The 20992-nt window shown below is 62.0% G+C and carries 16 protein-coding genes and 1 tRNA gene; 3 read left to right on the forward strand and 14 right to left on the reverse strand.

Annotated elements, in window-relative coordinates:
• Positions 1-144 precede the first annotated feature (144 nt).
• Positions 145-230 (forward strand) — tRNA-Leu (locus AC01YT_RS12045).
• A gap of 79 nt (positions 231-309) precedes the next feature.
• Here the strand turns inward: AC01YT_RS12045 and AC01YT_RS12050 are convergent.
• The 12 genes from AC01YT_RS12050 to AC01YT_RS12105 form a co-directional block, all read right to left on the reverse strand.
• On the reverse strand, positions 310-507 hold the full coding sequence (locus AC01YT_RS12050) for a hypothetical protein (RefSeq protein ID WP_315624990.1): 198 nt from the start codon (positions 505-507) through the stop codon (positions 310-312).
• A gap of 202 nt (positions 508-709) precedes the next feature.
• Positions 710-1180 (reverse strand): N-acetyltransferase family protein, encoded by a 471-nt coding sequence (locus AC01YT_RS12055; RefSeq protein ID WP_476675746.1) that lies wholly within the window; start codon positions 1178-1180, stop codon positions 710-712.
• Positions 1177-1686 (reverse strand): hypothetical protein, encoded by a 510-nt coding sequence (locus tag AC01YT_RS12060; RefSeq protein ID WP_476675748.1) that lies wholly within the window; start codon positions 1684-1686, stop codon positions 1177-1179. Before AC01YT_RS12060 ends, AC01YT_RS12055 begins: the two co-directional genes overlap by 4 nt.
• A gap of 88 nt (positions 1687-1774) precedes the next feature.
• Positions 1775-2938 (reverse strand): M20/M25/M40 family metallo-hydrolase, encoded by a 1164-nt coding sequence (locus AC01YT_RS12065; protein ID WP_476675750.1) that lies wholly within the window; start codon positions 2936-2938, stop codon positions 1775-1777.
• A 308-nt stretch (positions 2939-3246) separates the two neighbouring features.
• Entirely contained in the window at positions 3247-7047 is a 3801-nt protein-coding gene (locus AC01YT_RS12070; RefSeq protein ID WP_476675752.1) for a pre-peptidase C-terminal domain-containing protein, read from the reverse strand.
• 76 nt (positions 7048-7123) lie between these two features.
• Positions 7124-7783, reverse strand: coding sequence for a hypothetical protein (locus AC01YT_RS12075; protein WP_476675754.1), 660 nt, complete (start codon positions 7781-7783; stop codon positions 7124-7126).
• Between the two features lie 41 nt (positions 7784-7824).
• Positions 7825-8646: a DNA-formamidopyrimidine glycosylase gene (mutM, locus tag AC01YT_RS12080; RefSeq protein WP_476675756.1), complete on the reverse strand. Its 822-nt coding sequence runs from the start codon at positions 8644-8646 to the stop codon at positions 7825-7827.
• A gap of 11 nt (positions 8647-8657) precedes the next feature.
• A complete protein-coding gene (locus AC01YT_RS12085; RefSeq protein ID WP_476675758.1) occupies positions 8658-9647 on the reverse strand; it encodes a ribose-phosphate diphosphokinase in 990 nt (329 codons plus the stop codon).
• 19 nt (positions 9648-9666) lie between these two features.
• Positions 9667-10209 (reverse strand): GNAT family N-acetyltransferase, encoded by a 543-nt coding sequence (locus tag AC01YT_RS12090; protein WP_315624980.1) that lies wholly within the window; start codon positions 10207-10209, stop codon positions 9667-9669.
• A 36-nt stretch (positions 10210-10245) separates the two neighbouring features.
• Positions 10246-11565, reverse strand: a complete 1320-nt coding sequence (aspS, locus tag AC01YT_RS12095) for an aspartate--tRNA(Asn) ligase (RefSeq protein ID WP_476675760.1) — start codon at positions 11563-11565, stop codon at positions 10246-10248.
• A 28-nt stretch (positions 11566-11593) separates the two neighbouring features.
• Positions 11594-12622: a methylmalonyl Co-A mutase-associated GTPase MeaB gene (gene meaB, locus AC01YT_RS12100; RefSeq protein WP_476675761.1), complete on the reverse strand. Its 1029-nt coding sequence runs from the start codon at positions 12620-12622 to the stop codon at positions 11594-11596.
• 17 nt (positions 12623-12639) lie between these two features.
• Positions 12640-13056 (reverse strand): cobalamin B12-binding domain-containing protein, encoded by a 417-nt coding sequence (locus AC01YT_RS12105; RefSeq protein WP_424913069.1) that lies wholly within the window; start codon positions 13054-13056, stop codon positions 12640-12642.
• Between the two features lie 211 nt (positions 13057-13267).
• Here AC01YT_RS12105 and AC01YT_RS12110 point away from each other — a divergent pair, with 211 nt between their 5' ends.
• On the forward strand, positions 13268-14314 hold the full coding sequence (locus AC01YT_RS12110) for a polysaccharide deacetylase family protein (RefSeq protein ID WP_424913068.1): 1047 nt from the start codon (positions 13268-13270) through the stop codon (positions 14312-14314).
• Here AC01YT_RS12110 and AC01YT_RS12115 read toward each other — a convergent pair.
• Positions 14199-16241 (reverse strand): chloride channel protein, encoded by a 2043-nt coding sequence (locus AC01YT_RS12115; RefSeq protein WP_476675763.1) that lies wholly within the window; start codon positions 16239-16241, stop codon positions 14199-14201. The two genes, AC01YT_RS12110 and AC01YT_RS12115, sit on opposite strands and share 116 nt — an antisense overlap.
• A 94-nt stretch (positions 16242-16335) precedes the next feature.
• Here AC01YT_RS12115 and AC01YT_RS12120 point away from each other — a divergent pair, with 94 nt between their 5' ends.
• Positions 16336-18333 carry a hypothetical protein gene (locus AC01YT_RS12120; RefSeq protein WP_476675765.1) on the forward strand — a complete coding sequence of 666 codons (1998 nt, stop codon included), beginning with the start codon at positions 16336-16338 and terminating at the stop codon, positions 18331-18333.
• A gap of 12 nt (positions 18334-18345) precedes the next feature.
• On the opposite strand, the gene AC01YT_RS12125 is transcribed toward AC01YT_RS12120, so the two are convergent.
• Entirely contained in the window at positions 18346-20877 is a 2532-nt protein-coding gene (locus AC01YT_RS12125; RefSeq protein WP_476675767.1) for a DUF2298 domain-containing protein, read from the reverse strand.
• Between the last annotated feature and the right edge of the window lie 115 nt (positions 20878-20992).

Genomic DNA, 20992 nt, shown 5'->3' on the forward strand with positions numbered 1-20992 from the left:
TCACCTTACAAAAACCTTAAAATTTCTTGCCTTCCGGGTCTAGCCGCCGTACACTAAACACAACGGATTCTTGAAAACCTGCGAATTTTCAACCTGCTGAAACCGCCATATATGACGTTATAGTTCGCCTTACCCCCCATATAAGGGGCGGTGGCGGAACAGGCAGACGCAGTGGACTTAAAATCCACCGGTGCGGGAGCACCTTGAGGGTTCGAGTCCCTCCCGCCCTACACGGCAAAATCACCTCACGGCGTCCTTCGCGGCGCCGTGGGGCTTCTAATAGCCTCTCGTGCCCGGAGACCATCTGCCTTACTCGGCCAGCGGTAACGGCATTTGCTCGCGCAACACCTGCAGTACGCGCTCCAGCGCTGCCTTGCGCTCCTTGAGCATGGCCTTGTAACGGATGTTATCCGTCTGTGAAATTTCCATGCGCATGTCTGAGACGCACGCTTCCAGCACCTGCATCAGAACGCGGGCTTCTTCCGGGGTCAGATCCAGGGTCAACATGGTACACCTCCTCATTGCCCGTTAAACAGGCACAGCCCTCCGTTGTTCACCACCACGGACGGCTGTGCACGCTTTCGTGATCCGGGGGAGGCCCGGCTCCGCGGACCTCAGCCATGCGCTGTGCCACGCAGTTACATTTTTATTATACGAAAAGCGAGGGGTAAAAGTCAATGGGATGCCACGGCGGCGATCCCAGGTCTGGTCAGGCGCTGCCCCGCTGGAGGTATTTGACAAACACCAATTCAGGGTCGTTCTCATCGAGGTGGTAAATCACACCGCTCAGGATGTAACCCAACTTTGCCAGGAGAGCTTGCATCGGCAGGTTAGAAAGGTTCGTGGAGATGAAGAGTTTTGGGGTGCGGCAAGCCTCTTCCAGGTACTGTATCAGCCTGATGGCGGCGCCCTGGCGGCGGTGCGCGGGGTGAATATAGAGTAAGGAAATAAAGCCCTGCCCGAAAAAGGATGTATCGAGTACGGCATACCCGATCACCTGCCCCTTGGTCTCGATCACGTAGGCATGCCCGTCTTCCACCGTGCGAGAGATAAACGCGCGCCGGCTTTCGTCCTGCTGGGCGAGAGCGTCCAAGGCGCAGAGGGCGGGCACATCACCGGCGGTGGCGGGACGAACAGCGAAAGGGTCGGGGCCAGAGGTAGAGGTGGGGGCAGGGGTCATGGAGAGGGCTGTTCAACCACCTTGATGGTAACCTGAAACGCGCCATTGCGGATGAGGCACTGCCCCGGCTGTACCCCCTCAAAGCGTACGGCGTAATACTGCGGCGGCACCTGGGGCAGATTCGAAACACGCCCCAGCACCTCTGTGGGTACACAGGTCACGACGAGGTTTTCCGGCGGGTACGCCGCACGCTCCAGGATGAGGGAAATGCGCGTGGTGACCCCAATCGCATAGGTTTTACCGCTATCGCCGGCCACGATCTCGTCCGAGCCGGGCGTCCAGGACTCGGTGACGGTCGGATATTCTTCTGTGGGTGCTGGGGTCGCGGGGTGAGCCGTTTCCGCGGCAATGGCGGTGAGTTTCGCCCCCAGCGCAGCGGTTGCGGTAGCGGCCTCAGGAGGAAGAGAGGTTAGGGTTAACTGCGGCCCCGAGGTCGCCAGACAATTGGCCAATAACCCCATGCCGATCATCCCGATCCAAATGATAACAGGAAGCCTCGTTATCATATGCAACGACCGAATGTTTCAGAGGACAAGCAACCTTGAAAATCGGACAAACTCAGCAGGTCTCCCTTGTTGGTCAAGGTCAACGTATCTACCCCAGCCCCTTTGCCAATGCCTGGTAACCCAGCACCGCGGCCAGGACGTCCTTGACCTCAATGTATTCATTGACTTTGTGCGCCAGGGCGATGCTGGAAGGGCCATAAATTAAGGTGGGGAGCCCCAGTTCGCCGGCGGTAGTGCTGCCGTTGGTGCAGTAGGGGGCGATGAAGGTCTCGGCGCGCAGGCCTGCCGCACGCAAACTCGCTAGCGCCTGCTGTACCCAGGGCGTGCTCTCTGCCCACAGCCAGGCGGGGTGGAAATCCGGAGTGCGCAGGGTGGCGCCGGTGTAGGTGTTTAGGGTGACCTCTTCAAAGCCAAAGGTCAGGTCTTCCCGCCCGCCAAAAGCCTCATGATAGGGTTGCAGGACGCTCTCGGGCGTCTCTCCGACCACCAGGCGACGGTCGTAGCGCACCAGGCAGGTGTAGGGGATGGTCGAAGCGCTGGGGTAGGGCTCGGAGTGAATATCCAGCGCTTCCATCACCCCTGCCCCCAGGATGGGATGCGTGAGTAGCGGCAGGGCACGAATACGCTGGACGACTTCGGCAGCGACGTAGATGGCGTTGTGGCCCTCTTCAGGCGTGGAGGAATGCGCCGGGCGGCCCTGCGCGCGGAACCACAGTTTGGCCCGTCCCTTCTGGCCGATGCCCAGGCGGCCCTCGGTTGGCTCGCCGATGATGACTAGATCTGGGCGTAACTGGGCGCAGACCTGCCCCAGTGCTGCCCCTTCCAGGGTCTCTTCGCCCACGCTGGCCACCACGGTTAAGGTGCCGCGGAATTCGGTCGCGGGCAGGTGACCAATCGCGATCAGTATGGCCGCCAGGCTGCCTTTGGTATCGGTAGCGCCGCGCCCCCACACGCGTCCCCCTTCCAGGCGACCGCTGTACGGATCACCCCCGGCCCAGGCTGTTGCCTCACCCGGAGCCACCACATCCATGTGGGCATCGAAGAGCAAGTGTGGGCCGGGAGCATAACCCTGGCGGCTGGCAATGACGTTACCCCAGGTATCACGCTCCACGTGGTCGAACGACAGCCGGCGCAGCCTGGCTTCCACCAGGTCGGCCAGAGCCCCTTCCTGGCCGGAGAGGCTGGGCGTGCGCACCAGGGCTTGCAACAAGGCAACGGCTTCATCTTGCAAGGTAGGGGAAAGCGTAGGCATGGCAAACTCCATTGTGTCAGTGTCCGAAAGCCTTCGGGAAGACGTCCCTGGATTCCCTCGGCACAGTGGGGCAGAAATGCCATATGTTTTTAATGAATATGTAAGAGCACCTTGGGTCTAATTATAACCATCTCAAGATCAAGACGGTGGAATCCCCTCGCTCAATCTACCCGCCATAAAAGGAACCCCGGGCTTTCCTGGAACGCCATGGTGGACGGCGCGTCACAGGCTTGATTCCTTATGCTTCCACAGCGCGTGGGGATGCCGATGCAGGGAGGGATATCAACCTTACACCCAGGATTAAGCATTCATCGGCTCACCAGTGGCAGGTAGAGGAAACTCACTTCATTGTAACTAACGCTATAACGCGCTGCGCTCCCGGCCAGACCGGTGACGAGCGGTGTGAGGCGGAGGGCATAACGACCGGCCTGCGGTGGCGCCCAGGTGAAGAGCAAATCGCGGCCCAAGTCGGGGGCGGCGAACGTCGCCAGGCGGGTGCTGCCATCCGCGGCATAAATTTCGACCTGCACCGCCGCGCCACCGTCCAGCGAGCGCACGGCAAAGAAATAAGGCTTAGGGTCAGCAGTCTCGACGGTCAGCCAATCCTCATCGTTCACCCCACTCCCGACGCGACAGAGGGTATGTTCCTGCGCCACGCCTACTCCCAGGGAGATGGCACCGGCTAAGGTATCATCGCCGGGCTCATAACCATCGGGCTGGCAAGAGGCCTCGATTTGGGTGCTGCGTTCTTCCGACCAGGCGCTGACGTTACCTGCATAATCCCACACCTGGGCGCGGAAGGTCAGCGTTTGCCCCCACGTTCCCACGTACCAGGCACTGCCGCGCGGGACGGTGAGGGTACCGCTGAGGGGTTGCCAGTCCCCTCCGCCCACGCGGGCTTGTAAGGTCATCCCGGCCACGCCGCTTTCGGCATCCTGCGCTGCCCAAGCCAGGCGCACCGCCGTGCTGCGGTTAGGCGTGGCCAGCGGGTCAAGAGAGACGCTGGGCGGGTTGGAATCCACGCGCAGGCCCAGGCGTAGGTTGCCGCTGCGATTGCCGCCGAAATCCACTGCTTCCACATATAGGTCACCGCCGGCCAATGCTGTGCTGGAGGTCGCCCAGGTCCAGCCGTCGCGCCCGTCCCAATCCTGGCCCAGTAATTGCCAGGGCGCTTGGGGATTAGCCCGCCAGTAGAAGTTGACCAGTGCAACGTCGCTCTCGCCGTCGCTGGCCTGGGCCTGCATGGTCAGCGCCCCGTTCGGCACCCAGGACGTGGCCGGCGTGGTCAGGTTCAGCGTGGGCGGCGCGCCGTCAACCTGCACCTGGAGGGTGTAAGTCTGGTTGGCGTCCCCCACCCCGGGGTGCCCCCAGGCGCGCACCTTGAGGTAGTATGTGCCGCTGGTGGGCAGGGTATAGCTGAGCGCGGGGTCGTTCATCTGGTACAGCACCAGGTCGTCGTTCTCGGCCAGGCGGTTGCCCTGGGCATCGTAGAGGGTCAGGATGGCATCCAGGGGCGAGCCGTTGCGCTGGGCATCCAGGCGGATGGCGAGGCGTTGACCGGCCTGCCCGCTGAAACGATAGTAATCCACGTCCCCTGCCGGGCAGATGACGTCGCTCACACTCTGCCCAACGGTGAGGGGAGTGGCGGTGTTCAGGGTGTCGTTAGGCGCGCTCTCACCGCACGCCGGCGGGGGCTCCGCGGTGATGCGCAGGTCATCCACCACCCAGCCCAAGCCACCGTTGTAGTAGCTATCCAGTGGGTTGAAATGAAATCGCACCCGGATTGTCTGCCCGGTGTAGGCGGCCAGCGAGATGGCCGGGCTCTCCACCCAGGTGCGCGGCGGGTCGTCGTAGAACTGCCAGACGTTACGGAAAAGGCCATCCACGCCGGCGATTTGCAGCCAGCGCTGATCCCAATAGGGTTCGGGGGATTCGGTATCAGCATAATAACGAAAGCGCAGGTAGTAGGTACCGCTGGCCGGGATGACAATCGGCGGCGAGGTCAGGTCACCGCTGGTGTTGCCGCTGGCCACCCATGCTGCGCTGGCGCCGCTGAGGGCAGGCGTGCGCCACTGCCAGGCGCCTTTAGCCAGCCAGCCTTCATCGCTGGCATCGAACGAAGCCTGATAGGGGAGCGCTTGCGAGGTACCGCCGGAAAGATAGGGCGGAAAAACCTCAAAGGATTGCTCTTGAGAGATGCCACCGGTGGAAGCCGCGTTGTAAGCCGTGACACGCCAGACGTACTTGGTGGCCGGGCTGGCCGCCGGCAGGGTGCCTAACACCGCAGCCGGGCTGCGCAAGCCATCGGCGGTGAACACGTTTTGGTTATCCGCGTAACGGCGCACATCCAGGCGATAGCGGGTGGCGCCCTCGCTGCGGAACGTGAAGTAGAGGGTATCCGGCTGGTCGAGATCTGCCGCGTAAGCCGGGGTGATTAACGTGGGGGGGGCCAGCGTGGTGCTGCGCGTCTGCACCTTGAGCGAGGAAAGCCGCCCCCTGCCGAGCGGGTTATCGCTTAAATCGGTGTCGCTGGCTTCGAGGGCTTCGGTGCGCCCCTGATAGTCGGGTAGATCGTAGAGCAGGGCACGCACGCCGCTCCCGACCAGGATGGAGGCGGCGTTATTGTCACCCACTGCACCGAAACTACTGGCGTTACGGTAGTCTCCCATGCCTAACACTACGCAGGCGCCCTGGTGGTCGGGTTGGCTGAAGAGCGCCACCTGGGTACTGGAAATCGTGCAGGTCGGTGGGGATGGGGCGCAGTTGGAACGGTTGAGCACCGTGCGCATCCCTAGCGGTTCGGGAGAACGGTTGCCTTCGTAATCCCAGGCGTAGAATGCCACATCCACCGGGCCATTGGGCAAGCCCAAGCTGCACAGATCAATCTCGCCTACAAAGGGCGTGCTCGTGAAGGGGCTGCCGATCTCGCGCCATTGCCCATCCAGGCCGCGCACGATGGGCTGAACGCGGGTGACGGCAATATCATCGCTGGCGGTGCCGCCGATCAACACCCGTCCATTGGTAATCACCTCACCCACCTGGGGCAGGGTTAGGTTGCCGTTAGGCGGGAAGGCGCCGTAGTTTCCCGAAATGTATTCATCCTGGCACTGGGTGCCGTAACTCGGCCAGCGGCTGGCCTCATAGCAATTGCGCGGCGTGCCGTCGTTGATGCTGACATCATCAAAGCGGATGTCCACCGACGAACCCCAGTACCAGGTAGGATTGGTGTGGACGTGAAAGTGCAGGTGATGGCCGGTGCTGTAACCGGTATCATCGGCATTGCCGATAAATTGCCCCTGGCGCACGATGGCACCCACTTGGCGCAGGTTCGGCGGAATGCTGTCGTAGGCCAGGTGCAGGTAAAGTTGGTACGTGGTGGGCGCGGTGGTGATGTCTTTGAGCACGATATAGTTGCTGCACGTCTCCGAGCCGTTGGGGCAGTCCCATTTTGCCATATAGACCGTTCCCCCGCGGGCCGCCAGGATGGGGAACATGGTGCCATCGGCGAAATCATAGGCATAACGACAGTAGTCAATGCTGCACGAGTTATACCAAAGGAAATGACCGATGGAGCCGCTGAGCCTCTTCTTCAACCCGCCGGCCCAGGGCAGTTTGTAGCCGCGGTACACGGTCGCCAGGGCCTGCAGTTGCTCGGTGCTGGGGGCAGTGTAGCGGGCGCGCACTTCGGGATCGAGCAGGTCATCCGGAACCGCGGCCAGTGTTTGTGCCCAGTCACGATCGGCCTGCAAGGTGACCTGCCAGTCGGTGCTCAGCGCTCCCAGGGTATCGCGGCGAGCGATGGCGAGGCCCGGCTCGGCAGAGATGACCTCTCCGCTCTCCACATCCACCAGTGCCAGCCAGAGCACTGCCAGCTGGCCATCCGGCGACTCGACCACGCGCTCGATCTTGACACGATACAGGGTGAACGCCAGCACCTCAAACTGGTGCTGGTTGATTTTCGCTTCCAGTGCGGCTTCGAGGGCCGGGTCAACCAGGGGGGTGGTTTGAGGTTGGGGCGGAGGCGGACTGCCCCAAGCCGGTTGCGTTATGCCAATAAGCCACAGGGTGAGGAGGACAACCCCGAACGCCAGAACGCGGAATTTGGGCATGGTGAGACACCTTTACGTGTATATTTGAGCTGCGCTACGCCTGGGGTTCGAGATCCAAGTGACTAACACGGCGGAATCAGCCTTCCCAACGGCGCACTGCTTCCTGAATCAGGGCGCGGATGCCCTCATCGGGCACGTCATCAATGCTCCCGTAGCGTTCCAGGTCCACCCACACCACCACGCCGTGTTGGGGCTCCTCGACCAGACGCACGCGGCGGTCGGCATAAGGGGAAGTGGCCAGTAACTCTTGGAGGATGGCATCAATCTGTTCCACGATGCTGCCCTCACGCGGGGGTTCAACTGAGGGCGTTATGAGCGTCTCGATGGGCACGGTGAAGACACTGGGTGGCGCAGGGGGCGGGGGCGATACGGGAGTGGTGGGGGAGTGTAGCCCCAGCCAGAGCGACCAAGTCTCCGCCGCCGTGCACAGGCGCTGGCGCTGCTCATCGGTCAAGGTATCTGGAGTTGCATGAAGCATGCCATCTACCTCGACCAGCAACTGCCCGGTGCTGCGGTCACGCCAGAGCCGGGTGACAAAGACGTGCGAGGCGTCGCTGAACGGGGGTTGCCGCGAGGGTGCAGCCGTGGATGATGCGGTCTCGGTTTTTGACGCTGGTGCTGTGGGTTCACCCGCAGCAGCGGACCGCCGCTCGCGCTCACCCCACAGCCAGACAACCAGCGCCCCTAATAAAAAGCCCAATATACCAACGAGGATAAGGAGAAGAACTTGTTGCATCACAACCCACCTCACTCACAGTTGACCTACAATGGTTCACGTTACACCTGGCAGTGGGGACAGAAGTGCGTGCTGCGTTGACTTATAAGTTGCCGCTGAATCGGTGTGCCGCAGCGCGGACAAGGCTGGCCGGCACGCCGATACACCGCAAAATGATTCTGAAAATCGCCCCCGCGATAGACCCAATCAATGCTGGCGCCGTGGTGGGCAATGCCCGCCCGCAGTACCTGCCGGATGGCGTGCAAGAGACGTTCCGCCTCGGCGCGGGCGAGGGTGTGTGCCGGGCGCAGGGGATGCAAGCCAGCCTGGAACAGCGCCTCATCGGTATAAATATTGCCCAGGCCGGCCAGGAAGCGCTGGTCGAGCAACAACGGCTTAAGGCGGGCGCGCGAGGCCCGTAAGCGGGCATAAAAGTCCGCGGCGCTGATGTCGGGGTCGAGAGGTTCCGGCCCCAGGTCGCCGAGGACGCTTGTCTCATCCTCCACCAGCCACACCCGCCCAAATTTGCGCGGATCGTTGAATGCCAGGCGCCATCCATCGGCAAACGCGAACACCAGGCGGTCATGAGGCTGGGGGGCTGCAGCTGGCGGGGGTTGCCAGCGCAGATCACCACTCATGCGCAGATGTAGTAAGACCACCCCACCCCCGGACAGCACCCAGCGCAGGAATTTTCCGCGCCGGCCGATGGCCGTGATGCGCTGGCCGGTGAGGCGCTGGGCAAAGGTGGCCGGGTCAGGCGCGGCGAGGGTGCGTGGCCAGTGCACCTCTACTGCAGTAATGGTGCGCCCGAGCAGAGGCGGCTCGGCGGCGCGGCCCTCCCGCAACCACCGCGCAATCGTCTCCACCTCGGGCAGTTCCGGCATGAGCGCTTCCCTCACTCGTTGAAGAGTTCACCCACGCTGCGGCCCTCGTTGGTGCGGCGGATCACCTCGCCCAGCAAGGGGGCAATGGTCAGAACCTTAAGCCGCTCACCGAATTTAGCCCGCTTCTCCGGCGGGATGGGGATGGTGTCGGTGGTCACGAACTGACGCACCGGCAGGGCGGCCAGACGATCGGCGGCGTCCAGTGAGAGCACCGGGTGCACGAACGAGACGTACACATTGCGGGCGCCGTTATCCTTGACCAGGCTGACTGCCTGCACCACCGAGACGCCGGTATCCACCTCATCATCCACCAGGATCACATCGCGATCATAGACATCCCCGATCAGCGTTAGCGCCTCGGCGCGAGCATCGTTGGCGACGCGCCGCTTTTCGATGAAGGCTAGGGGCAAGTGCAATGCCTGAGCGTAGTTGCGCGCCTTCTTGGCAAAGCCCAGATCCACCGTCACGACGACCGGGTTGTACATCTGCGGCAGTTGGGTCTTGAAGTAATCGGTGAGCAGGTAGAAAGCGGTCAACACATCACCGGGGATGGAGAAAAAACCCTGAATCTGTCCGGCGTGCAGGTCCATGGTAATGTAGCGATCCGCCCCGGCCACCTCGATCATATCGGCGACCAGACGGGCGGTGATGGGCACGCGGGGCTGGTCCTTCTTGTCCGAGCGGGCGTAGCACAGATAGGGCACCACTGCCGTGATGCGTGCCGCCGAATCCAGGCGCAGGGTCTGGATCATGATGAGCAGTTCCATCAGGTTGCGGTGCACCGGCGCCGAGGTGGTCTGGATCACATAACAATCTTGCCCGCGCACGCTGGAATGGAGGCGGACGAAGAGGTTGTCGTTAGGAAAGGTGATCACATCGCGCCCGCACAGGGGCAACCCCAGGTATTCTGCAATGGCTTGGGCCAGTTCGGGGCACGCTGTCCCGGCAAAGAGGCGGATGCCGCCGTACATCATACGTTCGTGTCGGGTGTGGTTGGGCATGGGCTACCGACCTCCTCTCCTAGTCCTCCACATCCTGCCACTCACTGCGCAGGACGCTCATGATCAATTCGTCCACATAGCGTCCGTTCTGGAAGCGCGCCTGGCGCAGGCGACCTTCCAGGGTGAAACCGGCGTGTTCATACGCTCGGATTGCACGGGGGTTCGTCTCATAGACGCGCAGGTAGACGCGGTTAAGGTTAAGGGTATTGAACGCATGGCGTAACAACAGGCCGACTGCACGCCGTCCATACCCACGGTTCCAGAAGGCTTTATCGCCGATGGAGATGCCCAGTTCAGCTTGACGATTGACCCAATCCACGTTGTGCAGGCCGCAGGTGCCGATCAGCGTCCATACTCCCCCAATTTCGACCTCAATCCCCAACACCTGCTCGGCCGGATGGCGCTGGAGCATCTGTTCGAACCACCGTTCTTCCTGCGCCATGGAGAGCGGGTAAATCAGGTTCAGCCCCTGGCGCACCTCTGGGTCATTCATCCAGGCGACAAAACGGGGCAAATCTTCCCGTTCGATGGCACGCAAACGAATTCCTTGACCAACGATCACGCATTCCCTCCAAGGGTTAAAGTACGAGTGTGCGGCTTACGGATGCAAGCGGTTGGGACCGCGGAAGAGGAAGACCGCCTCGCGGATGTTGGGCAGGTTGAGCATGACCATCATCAACCGCGAGAGGCCCAAGCCAAACCCGCCGTGCGGCGGACAACCGTAGCGGAAGAAATCCAGGTAGAACTGAATCGGCTCCAGCGAGAGCCCTTTTTCCAGCGCCTGCTCGCGCAGGATGGGGTAGCGGTGCTCGCGCTGGGCGCCGGTGACGATCTCGGTGCCCTTCGCAATCAGATCGAACGAGCGGGTCAGGTCGGGGCGCTCGGGGTGGCGCATATGGTAAAACGGACGTACCGTCCAGGGCCAATCGGTGAGGAAGAAGAAATCATGGTTGAACTCGCGGCGCACGTATTGCGCCAGGGTGCGCTCGCCGCCGGGGTCAATATCGCCTTTCTTCTCTGGGGGCAGGGTGTAGCCCTCGCGTTTGAGGATCTCCACCGCCTCGGCCATCGGGATGCGCGGGAAGGGCACGCTGGGCACCTCGATTTGTACCCCAAAGTGGGTTTTAATGTCGGCGGCGTGCTTCTCGGCGACGCGCTGATAGACGTAATGAAGCATGTTTTCAAGGAAGCGCATGACGTCTTCATGCGATTCGATGTAGGACATCTCCATGTCCAGGCCGGTGAACTCGGTCATGTGGCGCGAGGTGAATGAGGGATCGGCGCGAAAGACCGGCCCAATCTCGAAGACACGCTCGAAGCCTGCCGCCATCGCCATTTGTTTGTAGAACTGGGGCGATTGCGCCAAGTAGGCCTTGGTATCAAAATACTGCACTTCAAACAGTTCGGCGCCGCTCTCGCTGGCTGAGCCCATCAGTTTGGGCGAATGGATCTCGATAAAGCCGTGCTGCAACCAATATTCGCGGAACGCCATCTCCAGCGTCGTCTGAATCTCGAAGAACGCGGTGACCGGCTCACGGCGCATATCCAAGAAGCGCCAGTCCAGGCGGTAATCCAGGGAGGGCAAAACCTCTGCGGTCGGATCCAACGGCAGAGGTGCTTCGGCCAGGCTCTCGACCTGCAGCGTTTCCAGTTGCACTTCCAGCCCGCCCAGTTTGACGATGGGGTTCTCGACCACCGTGCCGGTAATCGTCAACACCGATTCGTTGGTCAAGCGTGAGATCTGCTCAGCCAGGGTGGGGTCGGCTTTCTTGTAAAAGGCGACCTGCACCATGCCGCTGCGATCGCGCAGGATGAGAAACTGCATTGTCTTCTGGTCGCGCAAGGTATGCAGGAAACCCTGGATCTTGACCTTCTGACCAATGGCCTGGGGGAGATGGGCGATAAGTGTGCGTTCCATGCAGATCACTCCTCACAAAAGATGGCTTTTAAGGCACGAGGCGGGAATTTTCCACACTCGGGATGGGCATTTGATTGAGCAGAACCTCCAGCGCTTGATGCGGGGAGAGTTCACGTCGTAGCAGGCGCTGGACGACCTCCTGGTAGAAGCCTTGGGGGAGACCGGCCTGCCAGCGGGCCAGCAATGCCGCCTGCAGCATATGATCGAGGATATCTTTGAGGCGAGCCTGTTCGCGCGCCTGCCACTGACTGCTGGCACGCAAATAGTCGGCATGGGCGCGCAACGCGCGCACCACCTCCGGAATGCCCTTGCCCTCGGTAGCGACCGTGCGCAGAATGGGCGGCACCCATGTCTCTTTAGACTCGGTCGTAGCTACCGCCCAGTCCTCAGGGCGGTGATGCCCGCGCGGGTAGCCCAATTCGAGCATGCTGCGCAGCGCGCGCTCGGTCAAATCGGCGCCGGGGCGGTCAGCTTTGTTGATCACCAGCAGGTCGGCAATTTCGAGCAGGCCGGCCTTGATGGCCTGGATGTCATCGCCTCCGCCAGGGGCTTCGACCACGATTGTGGTGTGGGCCAGACGCGCAATTTCCACTTCGGCCTGGCCGGCACCGACCGTCTCGATCAGGATGATCTCGAAGCCGGCCGCGTCCAACGCCTGCACCACCGCGGCGGTGGTGGGGGCAAGGCCGCCCAGCGCGCCTCGCGAGGCCATCGAACGGATGAACACACCGGGATCGCCGCTGAGATCTCGCATGCGCACACGATCCCCGAGCAGCGCTCCGCCGCTAAAGGGGCTGGTGGGATCCACGGCGACGATGGCTACCGTTTTGGGCGGTTCGCCATCCTGGGGATGGCGCAGTGCCCGCGCAATCTGGTTGACCAGTGAGGACTTGCCCACGCCCGGGGCACCGGTAACCCCGATCAGGTGGGCCTGCCCGGTGCGCGGGTAGAGCGCATCCAGCATAGCCCAGCCCTCGGGGGCATCATTCTCAATCAGGGTCAGCAGGCGGGCTAATGCCAGCCGCTGGCCCGCCAGAATCGCTTCCACCATCTGCATCGGCGCTTCCCCCGGCCCTAAACCGCGCTGCCTTGAGTTGCGAGCACGGCGCGGCGAATATCCTCGACGATGGTCTGGGTCGGTGTGCCCGGCCCATAGACCGCTTTGACCCCCAGGGCGAGCAGAGCCGGCACATCTTCTTCGGGAATAATGCCACCCACAAAGACCAGCACGTGCTCCTGACCGTTGGCCCGCAGCAGTTCGAGCACGCGCGGCACCAGGCTCATATGCGCGCCGGAAAGGATGGAGAGACCGATCACATCCACGTCTTCTTGCAGGGCGGCTTCGGCAATCATCTCCGGGGTCTGCCGCAGGCCAGTGTAGATCACCTCTATACCGGCATCGCGCAGGGCGCGCGCCACAATCTTGGCCCCGCGGTCGTGTCCATCCAGGCCGGGCTTGGCGATCAAGACGCGAATCTTGCGTTGCTCCATGCGTTGCTCCAAACAAGGGTTTTCATAATTATTATACCCCCTTGAATGGGTGAATTGTTGGGCAATCTACGGCCGGAGTAGAGCGGTTGGGCTTTTAGCCCGAGAGAAAAAGCCGGGTGCAAAGTTTTCGGCTTGCCCAATACACTATAATAAGTATATGGCATGCAATAATTCAAAGAGGGGTCAAACCCTATGGCGGTATGGCTGTTGTTTGATCCTGAGCCTGGGGTGTCTCCTTGCAGCATGTGCCCCGCCAACCGCCATAGCGATGGCGCTCCGCCCGTTTACGACCCCAACGACGTCCTTACCGTCGCCTACTCCTCTACCCAAACCGTTCATCCCCACCGCCACGCATTCCCCAACTTTCACGCCTACGTCCACCCAACTTTCCACTCCCACCCTTACCCCGATACCATTGCCTTCGCCGAAGCCCCGCCTCATACGCCAAGGCCCTGGCGAGGTGGATGTGCTCATCTTGCTCTATCATCACGTTGCCGAGAATCCATCACGAAACCCCTATTACGTGAGCCCAGAACAATTTGAGGCCCAGATGACGCTGTTGTGGGAGCGAGGCTACCGCACCATCTCCGTTGCTCAACTGCTTACAGCGCTCGAAAATGGTGCCGAATTGCCAGCTTGTTCGTTCATCCTCACGTTTGACGATGGGGACGAGGATGTCTATACCCAGGCTTTTCCGATCCTGCAACGGTATGGGTTTACCGCCACGGTCTATCTGGTGGTGAATTACCTAGATCATCCTGGCTTCCTTAGCCGCGAACAGGTGCAAGCCTTGCTGACCGTCGGATGGGAGATCGGAAGCCACAGCCTGCATCATTCCGATTTGACCCAGGTGGGAGATACCGTGCTCAAGGCAGAGATTGCCGATTCACGGGCGCGGTTGGAAGCGCTCTTTGGCGTACCGGTGCTGAGTTTTGCCTATCCCTATGGAAAGGCCTCCTTCCATGCCCTGCGCTGGGCCAAAAAAGCCGGCTACCAAGCCGGGATGGGGGTGGGTTCTTTCACCCATCACCGCTGGGAAGACCGGTTTTACCTGGCACGGCGGCCAATTGAGGCCCGGCACACCTGGCAAGACATAGCCGCCTTTTTGCCCCGGACAACCTGTCAAGAGGATGTTGAGGACGTTACGCCGGCTCCACGGGAGGCGGCGCCTGACAGATCGCCAGCGCTTTCGGCAAGACAGCATCTTGAGCCACCAGGGTTAGCACATCCCCGGCTTGGAGGCGTGTCTCACCGTTAGGTACCTCAATCTGGTCACCACGGCGTACCGAAGCCACCAGACACCCCGGCGGGAAGGGAATATCCCGTAATGGCTTTCCCTCGGCAGCCGCGCCCGGGGCGATGGTGACCTCGTGGACCCGCACAGTGGTGGGGGTGAAGGCATCCAGGCGAGCCGCTGCTTGCCGTTGGGCCTGAGCCACCCGGCGGGTAAGGGCGATCTCATAAGCCCGAATGGCATCGGAGCGCCGTAAGATCCCCACCAACCGCCGCGGGTTGGCCGGATCCACCACCGGCAGGCGTCCCAGGTCGCCCATACTCATACGCCGCATGGCTTCGGCGAGGGTATCGGTGGGGATAACGGTAATCAGACGGCGGGTGCAGGCTTCACCTACGGTTTTCAGTCCCCGCTCTAACCCGTGATCCAGATCGGCCAGGGTGAACATTCCTACCAGCTCGCCTTGTGAGTTCACCACCGGCATACCGTGCCGGCGCGTGTGAGCAAGGATCTCAGCGGCGGTGTCCAGGGGCATGTCTTCGGTCAGCGCCTGCCGGTTGGGTTGCATGACCTCGCCTACGGTCAGGGTGGCGAGCATATCCACCGCCCGCCCACGCTCCAATCGAATGCCCAAGCGCGAGAGCCCGAGGGCGTAGACCGATTGCGGTTGCAATTGTTGCGAGATCAGTAAGCTGACGGCTACGGCGAACATCAACGGCAGGATGATGCGATAATCGTGGGTCATCTCAAAGAGCAGCAGGATGGCGGTCAGCGGGGCGTGCACAGCGCCGGCCAGCACGGCGGCCATTCCCACCAGCGCAAACGCCGCCGGGTTGATCCCCAGGTTGGGCCAGAGCAGGGTGGCGAGGATACCGAACGCATTCCCCAGCATCGCCCCTATGAACAACGCCGGGGCAAACACCCCGCCAACGAATCCCCCCGCCAGGCTCAAAGGGGTCAGGATGACCTTCCCGATCAGCAGAAGCAAGACTACCCGCAAGGGCAGGGTCCGTTGCTGCAAGACGGCGCCAATGGTCTCATACCCTACCCCCAACAACTGGGGCAGAAAAAGGCCCACCCCGCCGATCACCAGGCCGGTGAGCGCTGTCTTGAGCCAGCGCGGTGCCGACCAGGCGGCCACGAGGTCGTGCAGGGCATAAAGCAATCGCCCATAGGTTGCGGCCAGAAGGCCTGCCAGCAGCCCCAGGACGAGATAGAGCGGCAGTTCCCACGCCGAATTGAGGGTATAGGCCGGGATCATGAACGCCGGCATGCTCCCCACCAGGGCCTGGGTGAGCACCGCTGCCATCACCGCAGCGGTCAGGATCATTCCCAGGGCAGTGGTGCCGAGTTCGCCCAGGATGATTTCCAGGGCGAAGAAGACGCCGGCAATCGGCGCGTTGAAGGCCGCGGCAATGGCCGCCGCCGCACCGGCAGCGACCAGGGTGCGGGTGCGATCCTCGGAAAGGTGCAAGCGCTGCCCCACCCACGAGCCCAGGTTGGCCCCGATTTGCACCGAGGGGTCTTCCGGACCAACCGAAGCGCCAGCGCCGATGGAGAGCGCGGCAGCGAGGGCTTTGAGCGGTGCTATCCGATAGGGCAGCCGCCCGCCGGAGAGCGCTACTGCCTGAATAATGCTGGCGGTACCGTGCAGTTTTTCGTGCGCCCAAAAGCGCTGTGCCAACGCTGCTACCAGCAGTCCCCCCAGGACCGGTACGAGGATGCGCGGCAAGGGGCCCAGAACGGCGAGGGGATTGATCCACAAGGTGGAGAATCCCCACTGAAAGAGCGTTATGGCTTGTTTGAACAACCAAACCCCGGCCCCGGTGGCCAGACCGATCACGAGGCTGAGCAGGGTCATGGGTAAGGCCGGGATGGCCAGCAAACGCCCTGCCAGGACGGCAGCGCGATGTCCGATGGAAGCGCGAGGAGGAGGCGGTAGATGGTTCATGGGTTGTTGATCCCGCGGTGCTAATTTTACTACTTTACGCGGTGTAAAACATTTCATCCCACATCAGGAAGAAAACTTCTAATAAGAGGACGAAGTGATTAGAATCAAGGGTATGGTAGGATGGCGAGGTGGGCTTTTGGTTCTGTGGGCATTGGGTTGGGCATTGGGGGGGATTGGCCTGGTGCGGCGTGCCTTTAACCTGCAACCCCCGGAAGACCTGGTGGTTGGGTTGACCGCCGGTCTGCTGGTGCAGGGGGTGCTGGTAAACCTGGTGGCACGCTTTGTGCCCCTGCCTCTCAGCGCCTGGGCGATCAGCTTGCTCCTGGGGGTGGGTGGGACACTAGCTGCCCGACGGGCGGGGCGCTGGCGTTGGCCACTGAACTGGGGGTGGTGGTTGGGGCTGGCAGCGCTGGTCGCTTGGGGCTACGCTATGGCTCGTGGCCTGGCCATTTTTGACGATTACGCTCACCTGCCTACCCTCTCACTGATTGCAGCCGGCGATTTTCCACCCCATTTTGCCTACGACCCCGCTATTTCCTACGGCTATCATCATTTTTTGCTCTTAGTCAGCGCCCAAATCATGCGCGTGGCAGCGTGGACACCCTGGAATGCCCTGGATGCAGCGCGGGCATTGGCATTTGCTCTGGCTCTGACCCTGGCTCTTCGGTGGGGGCGGCGGGTTACCGGTCACCCATTGGGAGCAGGTTTGGGTGCGCTGGCCCTGCTCCTGGCGAGCGGTACGCGTTGGGTGTTGCTGGTCATTCCCCAAGCGTGGCTGGAACGCCTCTCACCGGCGGTAACGTTAATCGGAAGTGGCGCAGCCAGCGGGTCAACTCTGGCCGAAGCCCTGCTGCGCCCCTGGATGATTGAGGGCGGCCCGCCCCTACCCTATCCCTTTGCTTTCGGTAACGGCTTATTGGAGCCGGGTATCCTGCTGCTCAATGCCGTTAACAGCCTGATGCCTTATGCCGTCATCCTAGTTTTGCTCCTGACCGCTACCCGCTGGCGGGAGCCCGGTTGGGCAGGTGGGCTGAGCCTCCTGGTGCTGGCAGCTAACCATTTGATGGGCGAGACCGATCTGCCCCTGATGCTGGCCGGGTTGGCTTTCATTACCATTCTATGGATCGTGCGTTACCGCAACCGGGTCTTGCCGTTGGGGCTGCGTCAATGGTGGGGTGTGGTTTTGGGAGCGACCGTGCTGGCTATGGTCCAGGGCGGCACCTGGGGGGATCTGGCGCAACGCATCCTCGCGCGGCTGCTGGGTCACCCCCTTCCTCCGTCGTATCAAACGCTGGGCTTTGACCTGACGCGAACGCCGGCATTGGTTTCAGTGCACCTGGGAGTGCTTCCCCTGACCCGGCCAGCCACCCTGGTGGTAGCCTTATGCGAGGCCGGCCCGTTGCTGCTGGCGCTACCCTTAATGGCCGTGTGGGGCTGGAAGGCGGTGCGCGCCGGGCGCTGGTTTGAAGCCTTGCTGGTTGCAGAAGCTCTGCTTAGCCTGCCACTGCTATGGGTACGCTTCACCGGCTCTACCGGTGTACGCAATACCACCCGTTTGTATGCTTTTTTGCCTATTGCCCTGATCCTGGCTCCCGGTGCGCTGTGGGTGTGGCTACGGCAACGAGCCAGCGGCGTCCGGGTCATTGCGGCAGGGTTGAGCGCGGTGGCCTTGCTCAGCGGCGTAGTCCTGTTGGCTTGTCAGATTTCCGCCATGGGTCGCCCGGTGGTGTCTTACTTTTTGAGTGGCCTGGATGTGCGCATGTACCAAGCCCATTGGGATCGGCTAGATGCCGGCGCGCTGGTCTTTGACCCGAACCCCTCACGCGCCCCCACATTATTCGGGCGCTTCACGCGCGCTGGCGATACCTGGTATCACTTCAACCCCGAGTGGTTGAGCTTGGCCGAAGCCCCAACGCCCGCGGCTCTGCGCGCGGCGGGATTCACATATGCATACCTGGATGCCCGCACCTGGCAACAACTTCCACCGGCGATTCAGGCTGCGTGGCAGATGCCTTGCGTTCAAGAGGTGGATAGGCTCGAGAACCATAAAGGTGACTTCCGCTGGCTGCTGGACGTGCGAGCCTGCCCGTGAGGGGGTACGGCCTCACCGCTGGTAAATCACCACATCTCCGTGCTGAAAGACGCGGCGCATCAGGCGCTCAAATTTGGTTTCATCCACTGGGCGATACCACTGGCGTTCCAAATCGCTGACGATCACAAAGTCCACGTGGTAGCGTTCAAGCAGGAGGCGCGCTTCCAGGTCATCCCGCGTCTGGTAAAGGGTTTGGATGTCTTGCAATCGTCTGACCACCTGACCAAAGTAATTGCCGCGCCACTGGGCCTCGTGGTTGGCCCAACCCATCAGGGTGGGGATGCCGGTGGCCATGGCAAAACGCGAGGAACGCCCTTCAATCCAATACGCCCCACGTGAACCCTCGAGCAACACGGCGGTGGCGGGAGCATTTTCCTGAAGCCAGCGGATGGCTGCCCAATCGTTGGGGTAGGTCGCGGCGAAGTAGGACATGCCGTCCAGCGTGGGAGGGCCGGCGAAGTTGCCCGTCTTAGCCGGCAGGCTGCCGATCAGGTAGTACCCGCCCAGCAGGAATCCCACCGCACTCAGCCCCACTCCCAGGACGCGCGCCAACCGTCCGGCGCTTTGCGCCAAAAACCACACCCCAAATGCCCCGCCCAAACTCCACAGCACCCAGGTTTGAAAGTAAAACTTGAACAGCGTATTCATGCGGGTGCCGAAATTATCGCGCAGGTAGATGAATTCCGGGGCCAGCCAGAGCAGCGCGCCGCTGAAAAACAGCGCCAGCATCAACCACAGCGCCGGACGCTCGGAAGGGGAGGGCCAGGGGGCGCGTTCGCCCCGCCGCAGCCAGCCCACTGCCAGCCCACCCGACCAAGCCAACCCCAGCGCTGCAACCAGAACCGTTAGCCCATCCACCACCCGCCGCTGGAGCAGAAGTCCAAGCGCCTCGTCCCAACGCAACGGGCTGAGCGCCTGGAAGATCAACCCGCGCAAGTCGGCGTTCAGGCTTAAGAGCATGGCCAGGCCCACTGCCAGAGCAGTCAAGCCGATCACGCTTCCCGCCCCTATGGTCCAGGCGGCACGGGGATCAAAGCCAGCCCGCCCGCGCCCCCGCAACCAGAGCAGGGTGGTGAAAAGCGGCAGCAACAGTGGCCCAAACATGACCACTGCCTGTTGGAAGCGGGTGGGATAGATCAGGTTGGGCAGGATGCCACCGGCCTGCGATTGGAATGTGACCAGGAAGTAAGGCCAGTACAGGGCCAGGCTGGCTAGGCCCAATAGTGCCCAGATTCCTACCCGTCGCCAGAAACTGCTTCGCATAGCCTTCCACCCTTCACGCAGCCCCAACCCGCCCAGGTCGGCCAGCGCAATCAGGAAGAGATAGATCGGGAAATCCCAGGTATTCAGGAAGGCCAGCCCACCCAGGATGAGGGCGGAAAGCACGGCAAAGGGCCATTCCCGACGCCAGGTCATCGGCTTGCTGCCCAGGCCACGCAGCAGCCAGGCCAGTGCCAGCCCCACCCCCAGCACGTCGAAGGGCAACGCCAGGACGTGCGGATGCAGGTCGCCCAGTAAGAAGGAAAAGGCCGGGAATTCATCTATTGCCTCGGTCTCGCGCCCAAGCAGATCGCGGTCATGCAGGGCGCGGGCGGCGAAGAACCAGTTACCCAAGTCCCAATTCCAGCCGCTGGTGGTCGAGGGGGGCAAGGGGTCAGGTTTGAGATCCAACCAGGCCCACAGGTTGAGCGGACCAAAACGCACACCGGGGCGCTGGCTACCCCCTTGCGCCAGGTCGCCGAAATCGTAATAGAGGACGGGAATCTCGGCCTCGGCCAGGATGCGGTTCTGCCGGGCCAGGTCAAGGATGCCGTAAAAATTGCCGACCACCAGCAAGAGCAGGGGAGCAAGCAGTGCCGGCGCGAATCCGCTCAGCAGGGGCGGCGGGGTCGGACGGTGTGCCGCCTTGACCATCAGGACCAGGTTGAGCATGATCCCCAGCGCCGCCTGAGCGCTGAGGGCGAAGAGCGCGGCCAGCGCCAGGTTAAAAGCCACCGCTGCAGGCACCGCGGTGAGACGGGTCAGCAGCGCTACCAAGTTGTAGCCGAAGTAGTAGTAACTGATGGCATGATCCGAAAGCCAGGCATCCTGCGGGGGCAAAGCGGGGCTGCGCAGGATGGCGTTGAGGAACATGTATTCCATGGGTTTTTCGGTGCCCAGGATGGCTGGGTTATAGGCACGCACCAGCGTCCAGGCAAGGAAGGCGGTCAGGAAGAGGCCCTCCACGGCCAGGATGTAAGATCGCTCACGGCGTAGCCAGATGCGCAGATCGGCCCAGCCCTGGGGACCCAACCATAGGGCGCCGGTGCCGGCCACCAGCAGTCCCCCCAGCAGGATGGCGCCGAGGTCGTTGCCGGCTAAGCCCAGGGAGCCCAACAGCCAGGTGAGGTAACCCAATGCAAGCCAACCCACCAATTTCGCCAGGGCATAACCGCGCTCGGGCAGGCGGGCAAAAAGCCGAAACGCCAGCGGCAAGCCCAGTGCTTGCAGGGCAGCCAGGACAAACACCCATTTCAAGAAAGCCAGCCAATCGCTCAACGGCACGGTGCTACCTCAGTCGAGTCGGATTGACCTGAAAACAGGGCCTGATCTTGGTTATTATACTGGAAGGGGAAACGGCGCGGGAGGCGTCCCAGGTGAAGTCTAGGGCTTTTTAAAG

It is taken from the genome of Thermanaerothrix sp. (assembly GCF_056331585.1).

Bases quoted from the DNA above. Each gene is read 5' to 3' on its own strand.
- AC01YT_RS12050 (WP_315624990.1), bottom strand. From the start codon at position 507: ATGTTGACCCTGGATCTGACCCCGGAAGAAGCCCGCGTTCTGATGCAG.
- AC01YT_RS12055 (WP_476675746.1), bottom strand. From the start codon at position 1,180: ATGACCCCTGCCCCCACCTCTACCTCTGGCCCCGACCCTTTCGCTGTT.
- AC01YT_RS12060 (WP_476675748.1), bottom strand. From the start codon at position 1,686: ATGATAACGAGGCTTCCTGTTATCATTTGGATCGGGATGATCGGCATG.
- AC01YT_RS12065 (WP_476675750.1), bottom strand. From the start codon at position 2,938: ATGCCTACGCTTTCCCCTACCTTGCAAGATGAAGCCGTTGCCTTGTTG.
- AC01YT_RS12070 (WP_476675752.1), bottom strand. From the start codon at position 7,047: ATGCCCAAATTCCGCGTTCTGGCGTTCGGGGTTGTCCTCCTCACCCTG.
- AC01YT_RS12075 (WP_476675754.1), bottom strand. From the start codon at position 7,783: ATGCAACAAGTTCTTCTCCTTATCCTCGTTGGTATATTGGGCTTTTTA.
- mutM (WP_476675756.1), bottom strand. From the start codon at position 8,646: ATGCCGGAACTGCCCGAGGTGGAGACGATTGCGCGGTGGTTGCGGGAG.
- AC01YT_RS12085 (WP_476675758.1), bottom strand. From the start codon at position 9,647: ATGCCCAACCACACCCGACACGAACGTATGATGTACGGCGGCATCCGC.
- aspS (WP_476675760.1), bottom strand. From the start codon at position 11,565: ATGGAACGCACACTTATCGCCCATCTCCCCCAGGCCATTGGTCAGAAG.
- meaB (WP_476675761.1), bottom strand. From the start codon at position 12,622: ATGCAGATGGTGGAAGCGATTCTGGCGGGCCAGCGGCTGGCATTAGCC.
- AC01YT_RS12105 (WP_424913069.1), bottom strand. From the start codon at position 13,056: ATGGAGCAACGCAAGATTCGCGTCTTGATCGCCAAGCCCGGCCTGGAT.
- AC01YT_RS12115 (WP_476675763.1), bottom strand. From the start codon at position 16,241: ATGAACCATCTACCGCCTCCTCCTCGCGCTTCCATCGGACATCGCGCT.